Source organism: Novosphingobium sp. MD-1 (assembly GCF_001014975.1).
GTDB lineage: Bacteria > Pseudomonadota > Alphaproteobacteria > Sphingomonadales > Sphingomonadaceae > Novosphingobium.
This window is the reverse complement of the sequence record NZ_BBXA01000030.1, coordinates 568,787-584,193: the sequence shown is the minus strand read 5'-3', so window position 1 is coordinate 584,193 and position 15,407 is coordinate 568,787. Positions and strand designations below refer to the sequence as shown.

The 15,407-nt window shown below is 68.2% G+C and carries 11 protein-coding genes; 4 read left to right on the top strand and 7 right to left on the bottom strand.

The window, feature by feature from the left end; translation table 11 throughout:
* Window positions 1–560: 560 nt before the first annotated feature.
* The 4 genes from NMD1_RS15760 to NMD1_RS15745 all read right to left on the bottom strand — a co-directional run bounded on the left by NMD1_RS15760 (window position 561) and on the right by NMD1_RS15745 (window position 5,204).
* Window positions 561–1,406, bottom strand: a complete 846-nt coding sequence (locus NMD1_RS15760) for a TauD/TfdA family dioxygenase (protein ID WP_125955436.1) — start codon at window positions 1,404–1,406, stop codon at window positions 561–563.
* Between the two features lie 115 nt (window positions 1,407–1,521).
* Complete coding sequence (secA, locus tag NMD1_RS15755) at window positions 1,522–4,260, bottom strand: preprotein translocase subunit SecA (RefSeq protein WP_125955435.1); 2,739 nt, start codon at window positions 4,258–4,260, stop codon at window positions 1,522–1,524.
* 100 nt (window positions 4,261–4,360) lie between these two features.
* On the bottom strand, window positions 4,361–4,666 hold the full coding sequence (locus NMD1_RS15750; protein ID WP_124807443.1) for a hypothetical protein: 306 nt from the start codon (window positions 4,664–4,666) through the stop codon (window positions 4,361–4,363).
* Between the two features lie 34 nt (window positions 4,667–4,700).
* Complete coding sequence (locus NMD1_RS15745; RefSeq protein WP_125955434.1) at window positions 4,701–5,204, bottom strand: energy transducer TonB; 504 nt, start codon at window positions 5,202–5,204, stop codon at window positions 4,701–4,703.
* Window positions 5,205–5,326: 122 nt separating this feature from the next.
* Here NMD1_RS15745 and argJ point away from each other — a divergent pair, with 122 nt between their 5' ends.
* From argJ to NMD1_RS15725, 4 genes are read left to right on the top strand one after another with little or no spacing between them, the layout of a single operon-like run.
* On the top strand, window positions 5,327–6,553 hold the full coding sequence (argJ, locus tag NMD1_RS15740) for a bifunctional glutamate N-acetyltransferase/amino-acid acetyltransferase ArgJ (protein WP_125955433.1): 1,227 nt from the start codon (window positions 5,327–5,329) through the stop codon (window positions 6,551–6,553).
* Between the two features lie 6 nt (window positions 6,554–6,559).
* The gene (locus tag NMD1_RS15735) at window positions 6,560–7,165 is read left to right on the top strand and encodes a glutathione S-transferase family protein (protein WP_125955432.1); all 606 of its coding nucleotides are present in this window, start codon (window positions 6,560–6,562) and stop codon (window positions 7,163–7,165) included.
* Window positions 7,162–7,593: a GFA family protein gene (locus NMD1_RS15730; protein ID WP_125955431.1), complete on the top strand. Its 432-nt coding sequence runs from the start codon at window positions 7,162–7,164 to the stop codon at window positions 7,591–7,593. The genes NMD1_RS15735 and NMD1_RS15730 overlap by 4 nt, the downstream gene beginning before the upstream one ends.
* A complete protein-coding gene (locus NMD1_RS15725; RefSeq protein ID WP_125955430.1) occupies window positions 7,590–8,405 on the top strand; it encodes an inositol monophosphatase family protein in 816 nt (271 codons plus the stop codon). Before NMD1_RS15730 ends, NMD1_RS15725 begins: the two co-directional genes overlap by 4 nt.
* Before the next feature lie 124 nt (window positions 8,406–8,529).
* Here the strand turns inward: NMD1_RS15725 and trxA are convergent, their stop codons facing one another.
* Genes trxA through addB form a run of 3 tightly spaced genes read right to left on the bottom strand, consistent with a single transcriptional unit; the run spans window position 8,530 to window position 15,388 of the window.
* Window positions 8,530–8,850: a thioredoxin gene (gene trxA, locus NMD1_RS15720; protein WP_124807449.1), complete on the bottom strand. Its 321-nt coding sequence runs from the start codon at window positions 8,848–8,850 to the stop codon at window positions 8,530–8,532.
* 59 nt (window positions 8,851–8,909) lie between these two features.
* Window positions 8,910–12,398: a double-strand break repair helicase AddA gene (gene addA / locus NMD1_RS15715; RefSeq protein ID WP_125955429.1), complete on the bottom strand. Its 3,489-nt coding sequence runs from the start codon at window positions 12,396–12,398 to the stop codon at window positions 8,910–8,912.
* Complete coding sequence (gene addB, locus NMD1_RS15710; RefSeq protein ID WP_125955428.1) at window positions 12,395–15,388, bottom strand: double-strand break repair protein AddB; 2,994 nt, start codon at window positions 15,386–15,388, stop codon at window positions 12,395–12,397. Before addB ends, addA begins: the two co-directional genes overlap by 4 nt.
* Window positions 15,389–15,407 lie beyond the last annotated feature (19 nt).

Sequence of the window (15,407 nt, the reverse complement as noted above, 5' to 3'; positions counted from 1 at the left end):
GCGATTTAGCGCGCAAGGCCGGCACAATGCGCGTCCTTCGACAGGCTCAGGACGAACGGGGTTTCGTATGCCAAAGTCCGCAATCGCGTCGCGTGCGGAATAGCCAATCCGGCGGAAATGGCGGGGAAAGCGGACGTCATCACCGGCACGCTGTCACGGCCATTTGTAAAGATACGCCTTTGGCACTTGCTGGTACGATGTCACCTACTGAACAGCGCACTTCAGAGAGCAGCATAGTCCGCATGCCCGTAAGCCCTGCGGGGTTTTGGAAAGTGATGACAACTTCGCCGGCATGCCATCGAGATACCCGCCGCGAAATGTCAACGATCTTTGCGGAAGTCTGCGTTTGAGGTTGGTCATGGCACGAAGCCAAAAGAGCCAAATATAGTGCATATGGAGCTTTGATCCGCATGGGAACGAGATGAACGATCCTCGCTCGGTCGGCAACCACGTCGTCTCCGGAATGGCCGCTATGGCGAAAAGTCCCGAACATCTGCAGTCCGAACCGGCCGTGAATTTGTCCACGCAGCCCGGGAGCGCACAAGGGCGCGTATTCGCGATCAGGGCAGCGGTTCGCCTTCCAGTGTGATCCGGTGCATCTCGCGCCGGTGGCCGTGGTAATCGTTCAGGGCATAGTGCCAGGTGGCGCGGTTGTCCCAGAAGGCCATCGATCCCTCGGCCCAGACGAATTCGGTCGCGAAATCGCCTTCGACGCAGTGCTTGTAGAGTTCGGTCAGCAACTGCCGGCCGGCTTCCTCGTCGCGCCCGACGACGCCGATGGTGAAGGCCGGGTTGACATAGATCGCCTTGCGCCCGCTCAAGGGGTGCACCAGCGCGATCGGGTGCGTCACGTCAGCCAGCACGTCCGCCACCGCGGCGTTACCGAAGCGCCCTTCATGCGTATCGGCGTTGCGCAGTTCCTCGCGCACGTTCGTGCCGAAGATGTGCTTCGCGGAGTGAACCGCGCGCACGCCCTCGACCTCGCGCTTCAGATAATCCGGCAGCGCGTCATAGGCCGCGTACATCGAGGCGAACAGCGTGTTTCCGCCTGATGGCGGCACTTCGCGCGCCAGCAGGATCGAGCCGAGCGCGGGCACCTCGTCGTAGCTGTGGTCGGTGTGCCAGCCGCCGCCGATGTTGTCCTTCTGCGCGGCTTCCTTCACCACCAGCGCGATTTCCGGATAGGCCGGATGCGCGGCGAAGAAGCGGTTGATGTTGATCTGGCCCCAGCGCCGGGCGAAGGCGATGTGCTGGTCTTCGGTCAGATCCTGATCGCGGAAGAAAACCACGCCGTGATCGACGAACGCCTCGCGGATCGCGCCGAACTCTTCATCGCTCAGCCGCGCCAGATCGACGCCGGTGATTTCCGCGCCGAAAACGCCCGTCTGCCTGATTTCCATTGCCATGCCTGCTCTCCCGGGACAGCCTTGGCATTCACCATGCCAATTCTTTCCCGGCAGGCAATCGAAATTGCACCCGCTTACCGCCGGACGATGGGGCCGGCCGGCGGCAAACCGGCGATCAGACCGCCGCGCCGTGGCAGTGCTTGTACTTCTGCCCCGAACCGCAGGGGCACGGCGCGTTGCGGCTGACGCCCTGTCCCGCGAAGGGATCTTCCGTGCCAACCGGGGGCAGCGTGGCGAGGCCCGCTTCCGCCCCGCCCAGCGCGCCCAGCATCGCAGCGGCGCCCGGCACCTGCACCGCGTCATTCTCGCCGGTGAACGGATCGATGTGGCTGGTCAGGAAATCGGGCAGTTCGGGAAGCTGGAAATCGTCCGCCGGCCGCATCCGGATTTCGCTGGTCATCAGGATGCGCGTCACGTCCTCGCGGATCGCGTCCAGCATCTTCTCGAACAGGCCGAAGGCTTCCTGCTTGTATTCGTTGATCGGCGTCTTCTGCGCATAGGCGCGCAGGAACACTACCTGCCGCAGCGCGTCCAGCGTGGCGAGGTGTTCCTTCCAGTGGTGATCGAGCCGTTCGAGCAGGATCGACTTTTCAAGCCCCCGCCACGAAGCCTCGTCCAGCGCGTCGACCTTGCCCGCCATGTGCGCGTCGGCCAGTTCGGTCAGGCGTTCCTCGATGATCTCGGGCTCGACCGCCTCTTCCTCCATCCACTGCTCCAGCGGCGCTTCCAGGCCCAGGGTATCGGCCACGCGCTGGCGCAGGCCGTCCACGTCCCACTGTTCCGGATAGGAGCCCGGCGGGCAGGCGTCGGCCACCAGCGCGTTGATCGTGTCGTGGCGCATGTCCACCACCACTTCGCCGATCGCGTCGGCGTCCATGATGTCGGCGCGCTGTTCGTAGATCACCTTGCGCTGGTCGTTCATCACGTCGTCGTATTCGACAACCTGCTTGCGGATGTCGTAGTTGCGCGCCTCGACCTTCTTCTGCGCGGTCTCGATCGCCTTGGACAACCAGCGCGAACCGATCGCCTCGCCATCGGCAAGGTTGGAGTTCATCATTCGGGCGAACAGCGTGTCCGGCCCGAAGATGCGCAGCAGGTCGTCTTCCAGGCACAGGTAGAACTTGCTGAGGCCCGGGTCGCCCTGACGGCCCGAACGGCCACGCAGCTGATTGTCGATGCGGCGGCTTTCGTGCCGTTCGGTGCCGATCACGCACAGGCCGCCGGCTTCGAGCACCTTCTGCTTTTCGGCGGCCACCTCGGCGCGGATGCGTTCGATCGCGGCATCGCGTTCGGGGCCATCGGCCACGTCGCGCAGTTCATCCGCGATGCGGAACTCGATGTTGCCGCCCAGCTGGATGTCGGTGCCACGCCCGGCCATGTTGGTGGCGATCGTCACCGCGCCAAGGCGGCCGGCCTGCGCCACGATATGCGCTTCCATCTCGTGGAAGCGGGCGTTGAGCACGCTGTGCTTCACGCCTTCCTTGGTCAGGAAGTCCGACAGCAGTTCCGATTTCTCGATCGAGACGGTGCCGACAAGCACCGGCTGCCCGATCTCGTAGCGCTCGCGGATCAGCTTCGCGATGGCACCGAACTTGTCCAACGTGTTCTTGTAGAACTCGTCCTCCTCGTCCACGCGCATGACCGGCACGTTGGTGGGGATCGAGACGACGTTCATCTTGTAGATGTCGAAGAATTCCGGGGCTTCGGTGGCGGCGGTGCCGGTCATGCCCGAAATCTTGGGGTACATGCGGAAGTAGTTCTGGAACGTGATCGAGGCCATCGTCTGGTTTTCCGGCTCGATCCGCACGCCTTCCTTGGCCTCCACCGCCTGGTGCAGCCCGTTCGACCAGCGGCGGCCGTCCATCATGCGGCCGGTGAACTCGTCGATGATGACGACCTTGTCGTCCTTCACGATGTAGTCGATGTCCCGCTTGAACATGACGTTGGCCTTCAGGGCCTGGTCGAGATGGTGGACGACCATCGTGTTCTCGACGTCATAGAGGTTCGACCCGACCAGCAGCCCGGCTTCCTCCAGCTTGCGCTCGATCCATTCCACGCCTTCTTCGGTCAGCGTGATGTTCTTGGTCTTCTCGTCGGCTTCGTAAAGCTCGGGCGCCACCTGCTTCACCACAGCATCGACCGAGATGTAGAGGTCGCTCTTGTCGTCGGTCGGCCCGGAGATGATCAGCGGGGTGCGCGCCTCGTCGATCAGGATCGAGTCCACTTCGTCGACGATCGCGTAGTTGAACGGGCGGTGCACCATCTGCGACCGCTCGTGCTTCATGTTGTCGCGCAGGTAGTCGAAGCCCAGCTCGTTGTTGGTCGCGTAGGTGATGTCGGCGTTATAGGCCGCGCGGCGCTCCTCCTCGTTGAGGTTCGGCACGATCACGCCCACGGTCAGGCCCAGGAACGTATAGAGCACGCCCATCGTCTCGGCGTCGCGCCTGGCGAGGTAGTCGTTGACGGTCACGACGTGAACGCCCTTGCCTTCCAGCGCGTTGAGGTACACCGCCAGCGTCGCCACCAGCGTCTTGCCCTCGCCGGTGCGCATTTCCGCGATCTCGCCTCGGTGCAGCACGATGCCGCCGATCATCTGCACGTCGAAATGGCGCAGGCCCAGCGTGCGGATCGACGCCTCGCGCACGGTGGCGAAGGCTTCGGGCAGGATGTCGTCGAGCGATTGCCCCTGATCGAGCTGTTCGCGGAACTTGGCGGTCTGCGCCTTGAGTTCCGCGTCGCTCATCGCCTGAACCTGCGGTTCGAACGCGGCGATCTTGCGCACGATCTTGTCGAGCGACTTCACGTAACGGTCGTTGGACGAGCCGAAAATGGCCTTGGCGAGCGAGCCGAGCATGGAAATATCCTGAATTTGGAGAGATGTACTGGCCGCGCGCATCGCTGAGGCGTGCTGGCGCGGCGTCTGGTCGGGGAAAGCGGGTCCGAAAACGCGCGGCTTATTCGCGCCCGCGATCCGAAAGCAGGATGCCGCAGGTCCGCGCCAGCGCCACCGTGGGCAGCCGCAGCATCTTGCGCTGCACCGTCGAACGTTTGCGCGGGGCTTCCCCGCCCTGCCCGGCGCAGCTTTGCGCACGCGGCGCGGCAGGCGAGGCCACCGCCACCGAAACACCCGAATCCGCCACTTCCATCCGCGACGTCGCCAACGCGACATCGGGGAAGGACAGCCCCGTCAACAGGGCAAGAAGGGCTAGCAACAGGCGCATGTGCGAAGTCAGATAGTATCTCGCGCGCGATCCGTCCATGCCGAACCGCCGCGAAATGCCTCCAGGGTGAATCTCAGTTGCAAGTGGCGCTGGCGATGACCCACAGCGCGGCCGCCGGATCGCCATCAGCCAGCACCCGGCAATCGCGCGACCACATCCACGGGCCGGCCCGTGGCACGATCAGCACGGGTTGCGTCTGTTCGGGCAGAACCCAGCGAATCTTGTTGCGGTAGTGCCCGGCTTCGGCCTTGCCCCCGGCGTCGGTCGCGGGATTGAACCGCGCCCGCGTGGAAACCAGGCGGCAGGTGGCTTCGTCCAGCGCGGCGGAGCCGCTGCCCGTCGTGACCGTGCAGCCCATCGGCACGCCGTCCGCGCCAACCGTCACATCGAACGCCACCGCGCCTTCCGCGCCAGCGGCGAGCGCGTCCTTCGGATAGTCGTCCGCGCCAATCCAGGTGCCGGGGTTGTTGCTCGGCGTCGGTCCCTTGGGAGCGGCGGCCTGCGCGGCGCCCGCGCAGGCAAGGCCTACGCAAGTAAGGCAGGTCATGGCGGTCAGCAGCAGGGTCTTGATACGCATGGCCGCCTCCGTGCCCGGAATTTTCCTTCGGGTAAAGCGTCAAAGCGGTCATCGGGACCGGGTATCGAAAACACGCACCGGCGGCTTGCGATCAGCGTGGTCGGGGGCTAACCGCTTGGCCCATGTCCGACGCCGTCTCCCCGCTCGCCACGCCCTTTCCCGCGCTTCCGGCCATTGCCGGGGTGACGCCGCGCATCGCCCGCGCCGGCTACAAGGACTGGGGCCGATGCGATCTGACCTATGTCGAACTGGCGGAGGGCACCTCGGTGGCGGGCGTGTTCACCCGCAACGTCTGCTGTTCATCGGAAGTCGAGCTTGGCCGCGCCAACGTCGCGCAGGGCCTGGGCCGCGCGCTGGTGGTCAACGCCGGCAATTCCAACGCCTTCACCGGCTATCGCGGGCGCGAGGCGGTGGAGCAGATCATGGCGCAAGTGGCCGACCATCTCGGCTGCGCGAAGGAGCAAGTTTTCGTTTCCTCGACCGGGGTGATCGGCGTGCCGCTGCCCAAGGACAAGGCGCGCGCCGGCGTGGAAGCCGCGCTCACCGCACCGGAATGTTCGTGGGAGGACGCCGCCCGCACCATCGGCACGACCGATACGTTCGCCAAGGGCGCCACCGCCACGGCGATGATCGGCGACAGCAAGGTCACGCTGAGCGCCATCATCAAGGGTTCGGGCATGATCGCACCCGACATGGCGACGATGCTGGGCTATGTCTTCACCGATGCGGCGATAGAGCCGGCGTTTCTCCAGCAGCTTCTTTCGGCGGCGAACCGCAGGACGTTTTCCTGCATCACCGTGGATAGCGATACCTCTACCAGCGATACCGTGCTGGCTTTCGCCACCGGCAGGGCGGGCAACGCGCCGCTGGCCTCGTTCGACAGCGCCGGCGCCGATGCCTTCGCCGCCGCGCTGGAGGACGTGTGCCGCCAACTGGCGCATCTCGTCGTCAGGGACGGCGAAGGCGCGCAGAAGTTCATTACCGTCCACGTCACCGGGGCGGTCAGCGACGAAAGCGCGCACCGCGTGGGTCTGGCCATCGCCAATTCGCCGCTGGTCAAGACCGCCATCGCCGGCGAGGACGCCAACTGGGGTCGCGTGGTCATGGCCGTGGGCAAGGCCGGCGAACCGGCCGACCGCGACCGGCTGTCGATCGGCTTCGGCGGCACCTGGGCGGCGAAGGAAGGCCAGCCGCTCGCCGATTACGACGAAGGCCCGGTCGCCGCCCACCTCAGGGGCCGCGAGATCGGCATCGAGGTCGATCTTGGCCTGGGCGATGGCAGCGCAACGGTTTGGACCTGCGATCTCACGCACGGCTATATCTCGATCAACGCCGATTACCGGAGCTGACCCGCGATGCTTACGATCTGGGGACGGCTCAATTCGCACAACGTCAAGAAAGTGGCGTGGGCGGCGATCGAGATGGACCTGCCGCACCGCCGGATCGACATGGGCGGCCCGTTCGGCTTCACGCCGGAATACCTGGCCAAGAACCCCAACCGCATGATCCCGACGATCGAGGACGGCGATCTGGTGCTGTGGGAATCGAACGCGATCCTGCGCTATCTGGCGGATCGTCACGCCCCGTCGCTGCGCGCTGACGATCCCGCCATCCGCGCAATGGGCGACAAGTGGATGGACTGGCAGTTCCATTTCGCCGACGCGCAGCGCGATGCGTTCCTGGGGTGCGTGCGCCAGGGGAAGAACGCCAGCGATCCCGCGGTCGCCCGCTCGGCCGAAGCCTCGGGCGCGATGATGCGCATCCTCGACGCCGAACTGGCCACACGCCCGTGGCTGTCGGGTGACCGCTTCGGCATCGCCGACATCCCGATGGGCGTCTATGCCCACACCTTCTACAGCATCGCGGTACCGCGGCCCGATGTGCCGCACGTGGCCGAATGGTACGCCCGGCTGCGCGAACGTCCCGGCTATGCTAGCCAGGTCATGATCCCGCTGACATGAGCGGGGACGGGAGCGGCGACTGGACCGGCGGCTGCCTGTGCGGCACGGTGCGCTACCGGCTGGCCAGCGCGCCGACCGACGCCGGCTGGTGCCATTGCCGCACTTGCCAGCTCAATTCCGGCAGCCCGGCCATGGCCTTCGCTTCCGTCCCGGCCGATGCCTTCGTGGTCGAACAGGGCCTTGCGTCCATCGGGCGGGTATCTTCCAGCGAAAGCGGCGAACGCTGGTTCTGCCACGCCTGCGGAACGCCGCTGCTGATGCGCGACACGTCCGCCGCCGCGACCGCCGATTTCAGCCTTGCCACGCTCGATCATCCCGAACGCGTCACGCCGGGCTTCCATATGTTCTACGCCAGCCGCATCCCCTGGGCGGAGCCGGCCGACGATCTTCCCCGTTACCCGCGTTCGCGCGCCGAAGGACTTTCATGACGGAATCCGCTCTCGACACCGCCGTCGCCGCGCTGATGCGCGATACCGCCCAACGCACGCTGCTGCGGCACTATCGCCAGCTTGCCGATCACGAGATCGTGGCCAAGGCGGCGGACGATGTCGTGACCATCGCCGATACCGAAAGCGAGGCGCTGCTGATCGAAGGGCTGGCGAAGATCCTGCCCGAAGCCGCGATCGTGGGCGAAGAGGGCAGCCATGCCGATCCGGCGCTGATGGACCGGCTGGGCGACAGCCTGTGCTGGGTGATCGACCCGCTCGACGGCACCAACAATTTCGCAGCCGGCAAGCCTCCGTTCGCGATCCTGATCGCGTTGGCGGAAAAGGGCGAGACCGTGGCGGGCTGGATCTACGATCCGCTGATCGACCGGCTGTGCATCGCCCATCGCGGCAAGGGGGCGTGGGTGAATGGCGAGCGCGTGATGGCGCAGGCGACCGGGCAGGAACCGCCGGTCGCCGCGATCTCGCTGGTGTTCGTGGACAAGGACAAGCGCGAGGCGATGCGCCAGCATATCGCGCCGCACTATACGCTGGTGGACATCCCGCGCTGCGCGGCCGAGCAGTATCCACGCATCGTGCTGGGAGTGAACGATCTGTCGATCTTCGAACGCACGCTGGCGTGGGACCACGCGGCGGGCGTGCTGTTCGTCAACGAAGCCGGCGGCAAGGCCGCGCGGCCCGATGGTTCGCCCTACCTGCTGGACCGGCATCTGGAGCCGGGCCTGATCGCGGCGTCCACCCCCGCGCTGTGGGATGCCATGGCGGAGAGGCTGAACGCCCTGCCCGGCGAGTAAACCCCGGCGTACCCCGCCCCGTCATTGCGAGCGTGAGCGAAGCAATCCAGAGTCCGGCGTGCCGCTCTGGATTGCCGCGGGGCCTCGCCCCTCGAAATGACGATTCAGGGCACTTTCGTCGGGTTTAGAGAACGCTTTCGATCCAGCCCTTCAGCTGGCTCTTGGGCGCGGCACCCAGCTTCTGCGCCACCGGCTTGCCATCCTTGAACAGAACCAGCAGCGGGATCGACTGCACGCCGATTTCGCCCGGAATGCCGGTGTTTTCCATGATGTCCATCTTGGCGATGGTCAGCTTGTCGCCCAGTTCCTCGGCGATCTCTTCCAGCGCCGGCGCGATCATCTTGCACGGGCCGCACCAGTCGGCCCAGAAATCGACCAGCACGGGCTTGTCGGATTCGAGAACGTCGGCGGCGAAGCTGGCGTCGGTGACGGCTTTGGTGGACATCGGTAACTCCTTCTGGTCTTGGCCGCCAATCTAGGCGGTCCCTGTCTTGAAACAACAGATCACGCGGAAAAGGATTCCTGCGCGGGGGAAAGGTCCAGCTTCTGCGCCGCCAGCAGCGCCTCCGGCAAGGCGAACAGTTGCGGCGTGTGGGTATAGAGCAGCGCGGCTTCCACGCGCCGGCCGGGATGGATCACCTTCAGCGCCGCTACATAGGCCGCCATCTGACGCAGATAGGCCGCCGGAATCTCCTCGACTCGCGCGGGCGGGCGGCGCGCGGTCTTGAAATCGACGATGCGGACCAGACCGGGGCGAACGATCAGCCGGTCGATCGTGCCCGTCACCACGCGCCCTTCGACGACCGCCGCCAGTGGTACTTCGGCCAGCGAATCCGGCCCGAACACGTCCTGCCAGTCCGGGTGATCGAGCACGGCCAGCGCCGCCTGCGCCATCGCCGCATGGTCTTCAGGCAGGAACTCCCGGCCCGCGCGCGCCAGCCAGTTCAGCGCGGCATCATGGCGGCGCTCGCGCGGCAGTTCAGGCAGGCGCTCGATCAGCTTGTGGACCAGCGTGCCGCGCCGTGCCGCGAGCAGCGCGCCCGGTCCAGGCCGGATCGGCGGATCGGGCGCCTCGTCCTCGCCCATGGCAGAGGGCGCAAGCGGGCGTGGCGGACGCGGTTCGGGGCCGATCGGCTGGAGCAGCACATCGGGCAGCGCCTCGCGCGACGCGTCGACCTCCGGCGTGGCCCCGGCGGAGGGCGCAGGCGCCGGTGCGCCCAATTGCCGGCGCCCCTCCCACAGCGGATCGGCGATCCATTCGTCGGTGCCGAACAACGGCTCCAGCATCGCGTACCAGCTTTCCGGCGGAATCTCCTTGCGCCGCCCGCCCAGCGATCCGGTGACGAACAGCGCCTCCTCCGCGCGGGTCATCGCCACGTAGAGCAGGCGCCAGTGCTCCTCGCGCTCATCGCGCGCGGCCTGTGCCTCGGCCTCGCGCACAGGCCCGGCCTTTTCCTCCTTGCGCAGCGGCGGCAGCGGCACCTTGCGGGTTTCGCCCAGCACGCTTTCGGTCACCTCCAGCCCGCGCACGGGCGAGGCATCGGGATCGTCGGCGGCATCGGCCAGAATCACGATCGGCGCCTGCAAGCCCTTGGAGCCGTGCACGGTCATCACCCGCACCAGTCCTTCGTTCTTGCCCGCCTCGCGCTTCAGTTCGCCCTCGCCCGCGTCGAACCACTGGAGGAAGCCGGTCAGGCTCGGCACGTTGCCGGCGGCATAGGCCATCGCGGCGTTGAGCAGTTCGTCGATGGGATCGTTGGCTTCCCGGCCCAGCCGCGCCACCAGCTTGCGCCGGCCCTGCCACGGCCCCAGCAGCAGCCAGTGCAGCATCGCCTGCGGCGTTTCGTAGTCCGCCCGCGCCAGCAGCGCGCGCAACCGCTCCATCGTGGCGTGGGTCTTCGGCCCCTCGCTGGCGCGCAAGTGGTCCCACAGCCGCGTGCCTGCCCCGCGATAACCATGTTCGAGCAACTCTTCCTGCGTCCACCCTATCAGCGGGGACACGAGCAGGCCAGCAAGGCTCAAATCGTCCCACGGTTGCGCGGCAAAGCGCAGCGCGGCGACAAGGTCCTTCACCGCCAGCGGCGCGCCCAGCCGCAGCCGGTCCACGCCCGCCACCGGCACGCCCTGCGCATGGAGCCGCGCCACGATCAGCCCGGCCAGTTCCTTGCGCTTGCGCACCAACACCATGATGTCGCCCGCGTTGGCGAAGCGCGGCGTGCCCTTGGCCAGCGGGAAGCCGTTTTCCAGCCACGCCCTGATCTGCCGCGCAAGCCGGTCCGCCAGATCGCGGTCCGGGCGTGAGAGCCACCCTTCCGCGCCCTCCTCCCCGGCTTCGGGCGCGTCCTCGTCCTCGCCATCGGCCGCCATCCCGACCGGCCGCCATAGCGTGACCAACCCCGGCCGTTCCTCGCCCACATGCGGTTCGGGCGGTTCGGCAAGCCCGAAGCGGTCCGGCCCGATATGCGCGATCGCCCGGTCGACGAACGACAACACCGATTGCGAGGTGCGGTAGGACCGCCCCAGCCCCAGCCCCAGCAGCGTCCGTGAACGGTCGTCGAGCACGTCCGCCACATCGCGCAGCTGGCGTTCCACCCGCGCTTTCGCCGCCGCGAAATTCTCCGGGCTGGTGCCCTGAAAGCGGAAGATCGCCTGCTTGTAATCACCCACCACGAACAGCGTGCGCAGCGCGTCGCCGTGCAGGCCCTCGCCGGCGAAGAAGTCCGCCACCAGCCCGTCCAGCACGATGCGCCACTGCGCCGCGTTGGTGTCCTGCGCCTCGTCGACGAGGATATGATCGAACCGACGGTCGAGCTTGAAGCGGATCCACTCCGCGCTCGCCTTCTCGGTCAGCAGCGCGGCGGCGGTGCGGATCTGGTCGTCGAAATCGATGAAGCCTTCGCGCGTCTTGGCCTCGTCCCACGCCAGGGCGAAGCGGCGGCCCAGCGTCAGCGCCGGATCGAGCATCGCCGCCAGCGCCACCAGCGCGCGCCGTTCGCGCACCGCTTCGAGGCAGCCGATCACGCGCGCGGCATATTCGGGATAGTCCGGCGCTTTCTTGGCGATGTTGGTGGTGGAGCGGGGCTGCCCCGCCTTGGTCAGGAACTGGTCGGCCAGCAGGTCCAGCGCGTCCAGCCGCCGTTCGGGCGGCAGCGCAATCCAGTCGCCCAGGGCATTGGCGGTCTCGATCCCGCTCTTCGTGCCCCATTCCGCGTTGGCTTCCAGGCACCACCGTACCGATCGCACATCGAAGGCATCGTCTGCGCAGAGCGCGGCAAGGCCCGTTCCGTCCTCGTCCGCGTCCAGACCCAGCGCACGGTTGATGCGCGGCCGCAGCGGCGGCTGCCACGCGCCGGGTCCGAACCACAAATCACGCGCGCCGGCGCAGCGCAGCAGGAACGCCTCGACCTGATCCTGCGCCATCCGCAGGCTGAGGTCGGACAGCGCATCGAGCAGCGCTTCGTCGCCCTGTTCCTCCGCGCTCACCAGCAGGTCTGCCAACACCCGTCGCACCAGCAGCGCGCGGTCGCGGTCCTCCATCGCGCGGGTGCCGGGCATCAGCTCCGCTTCCACCGGGAAGGCCGAGAGCAGCCACTGGCAGAAGGCGTGGATCGTCTCGATCCGCAGGCCACCGCCGGGACAATCGAGCACCGCCGCGAACCGGCTGCGCGCGCGCGCCAGCGCTTCCGGGCCATAGTCCGCACCGATCGCGATCAGTTGTTCGGCCAACGCGGTTTCGGGCAGGCGCACCCAGCTGGCCAGCACCTCGTTGACGCGCGTCGCCATTTCGGCCGCGCCGGCCTTGGTGAAGGTCAGGCACAGCAGATGCTCCGGCTCGACGCCGGGTTGCAACAACAGGCGCAACACGCGCGCGGACAGCACTTGCGTCTTGCCCGTGCCCGCCGACGCGCTGAGCCACACGGTACGGCGCGGATCGACCGCGCGCGCCTGGTTGTCCTTTAGCGGATAGACGCGGCTTGGCTGCTCCCCGCTCATGGCCTGTCCCCGGCGCGGCCGCGGCCCTGCCATTCGTCCAGCCGCATCAACTGGTCATAGTCCGAATAGCCCGGCAGATCGGGATTGAGCCGCGCCGTGAACGGATCGCTGCCCATTATCCACCGCGCGATCGCTTCTTCCAGATACTCGCGCGTGCGGTCGAGGAACTCCTCGCGCGGAATGCCGGACTTGCGGCGGCCTTCCGGCACCGGCTCCTCCATGAAGCCGAAGCCGCGTTCCCGGTTGCGCGCCAGCGACCAGTATTCGAACCGCGTCGGCGTACCGCTCACGCCCCTGATCCCGCCGCCCTGCGCGATCAGGCCGACAAGGCCGAGCTGGAGCGCGAAGCCTTCCTCCACCATCCGCGCCGATGGCGGCGTGCCAGTCTTGTAGTCGACCACCGCCAGCGTGCCGTCGGGCAGACGGTCGATGCGGTCGGCGCGGCCATGGATGCGCACGCCGTCCACGGTGATCTCGCCCTTCTCCTCCCAGGCCAGGACTTCGCGCCCTTCGCCCAGCAGGCGGTCCTGCGCCCTTTCGATCCAGCCCAGCCCCGCCAGCAGGCGCGGCCGCCACAGCCCGCGCATGAACGGGTGCGCGCTCATCTCCGCCAGCGCGCGTTCGGCCAGCGGGATCAGCTCGCCCGGCCGCGCGCCGGCATCGTGCCATGCCTCCAGAATCGCGTGGACCGCCGTGCCGCGCCACGCCGGCGTCGGGTCCGCATCGATCGGATCGAGCGCGCGCAGGCCCAGGATGGCGGAGGCGTAGAACTGATAGGGATCGCCGCGCAGCCGGTCGAGCGCGGTGACCGCGATCGGCACCCGGCGCTGTTCGGCCGATGGCATCGGTTCGGGCCGGGGATAGGGCGGCGCGGGCGGCGCATCGTCCAGCGCGCGGGCAAAGCGCACCGCGTCGTGCTCGTGCCGCAATTCCTTGCCCAGCATGGCGCGGATGCGCATCAGGAAGCGCGAAGGGATCGCCGGTCCGGCGGCATCGCGCTGCGCATGGCTCAGCACCACTTCGGGTGCCCCCAGCGCGGCGGCCAGATCGTGCGCGGCCAGGCCGATGCGGAAATCCGCGCCGGGAATGCCCAGCATCCGCAGCACCGGCGGCGCCAGCAGCGGATCGGGCGCGGGCGCGCCGGGCCAGGTGCCCTCGGTCAGCCCGGCGCAGATGACCAGGTCCGCCCGGCTCATCCGCGCTTCGAGCAGGCCGTAGATCGCGAGGCGCGGATGCCCGCCATAGGGTGGGCGCACCGCCACCTCGTCCAGCGCGTCGCGCAGCAGCACGGGCAGGTCGGCAGGATCGGTCTCCAGCACCACCTCGCCGGCCGCATCGCTCCATTGCTGTACGAACTGCGACAGGCTGCGCCCGTCGGGCTGCGCCCAGATGCCTTCGCCGCACAGCGCCTCAGCGGTTTCGGCCAGCAGCGCCAGCGCCGCGCCCAGCGGCAGGGCGCCATCGAACAGCAGCAGTGGCGCCAGCAGCGCCTCCGCCTCGTGCCACCAGTCGAACAGGCCGGGATAGCGCCGGTCCTGCTCCTTCACCGCCGCGCGCACGGCTTCAAGGCCCGGCCCGGGGCGCGGCCCGCGCAGCACCAGATCGAGCTGGCGCACCCGTTCCAGCCACGCCGCGCGCCCTTCGCCCGCCATCACCAGCGGGTTCGCCAGCAGTGCCAGCAGCGGCACCGGCGCGGCCCGCTCCGCCATGACCTCGGCGATCTGCAGGAACAGCCGCCCCGCCGGGGTCTGCGGCAGGGGGCGGCCGGCGGTATCGTCCGCCCCGATGTTCCAGCGCGCCAGATGGGCGACCACGCGCACCGCCAGCGCCCGGTCCGGCGTCACCAGCGCCACGCGCCGTTCCGGTTCGGCCAGCGCCTGCCGGATCAGCACCGCCACCGCCTGCGCCTCTTCCTCGGGATGCGCGGTCTCCATCGTGCGCACGCCCGAAAGCCGCCGCCGCTCCGCCGGCAGGCTCACCCACACCGTGCTGGCTTCGGGCGGCAGGAACAGGTTGGAAATCGCCCTGCTGCGTTCGGGCGGGGCCGCGGCCAGCCCGGCGCGGTGCCAGGGCTGCACTTCGCCGCGCGCCACGCCCATGCGGTTGAGCAACAGCTTGAGGTGGTACTGCGGGTGCGTCACCACATCGCCCCGCGCGAACGGCGGGCCGCCCGGTTCCTCCGGCATCCCCGCCGCGCCCAGCGCGTTCCACACCGGTTCCTCCAGCGCCAGATCGAGATCGGGCAGGATCACGCCGCCGTCCGGCAGATCGGCCACGGTGCGCAGCAACCGCGCGATGGCGGGCGCGGCCGAAGTCACCCCGGCGGCGATCACCGGATGCGCCGGCGGATGGCCCCGCCATGCCCGCGCCGCGTGATCGAGCAGGCGGTTGCGCCGTTCGGGCGCGTCGATCTCGCCCCGCGCCTCCTGTTCGGCGCGCCAGCGGAACAGCACTTTCGCGAACAGCCGCGTGCTGTCCGTCCAGTGCTGCGAAAGATCGCCCACCGCGCCGATCACCGCTTCGTCCAGCAGCTTTTCGGGCGCGACGTCCTCCACCGCCATCCGGTCCATGCTGCGCACGATCGACCGCGCCTGCCGCAGCAGGCCGGCCTCGCCCAGATTGCCCGTCTCCGGTTCCGCGCGCAGCATTTCCGCGATGCGCAGCAGGCGGAACACCGGATCGCTCGCCGGCGGCACTGTCGCGCCCGGCCCCAGCGGATCGAGCAGCGGCCCCAGCGTCTCGTCCAGATCGAGATCGCCCACCACCGCCATGCGCGGCAGCAGCAGCCCGCCATCCCCGCTGGCGCGCACGAAAGCTTCGGTCACCGTGCGCACGGCGCGGCGGCTCGGCAGCAGCAGCAACAGCCGGGCCAGCCCGAAGCCGTCCTCGCGATAGCGCGGGATCAGTCCGGCGACGAGCGCGTCGGCGAAGCCCCGGTGCGCCGCGATCGACCAGACTTTCGGCCCCGTTCGCGGCGTTCTGTCGCTCATTGGCTCTCGCTCATCGCCG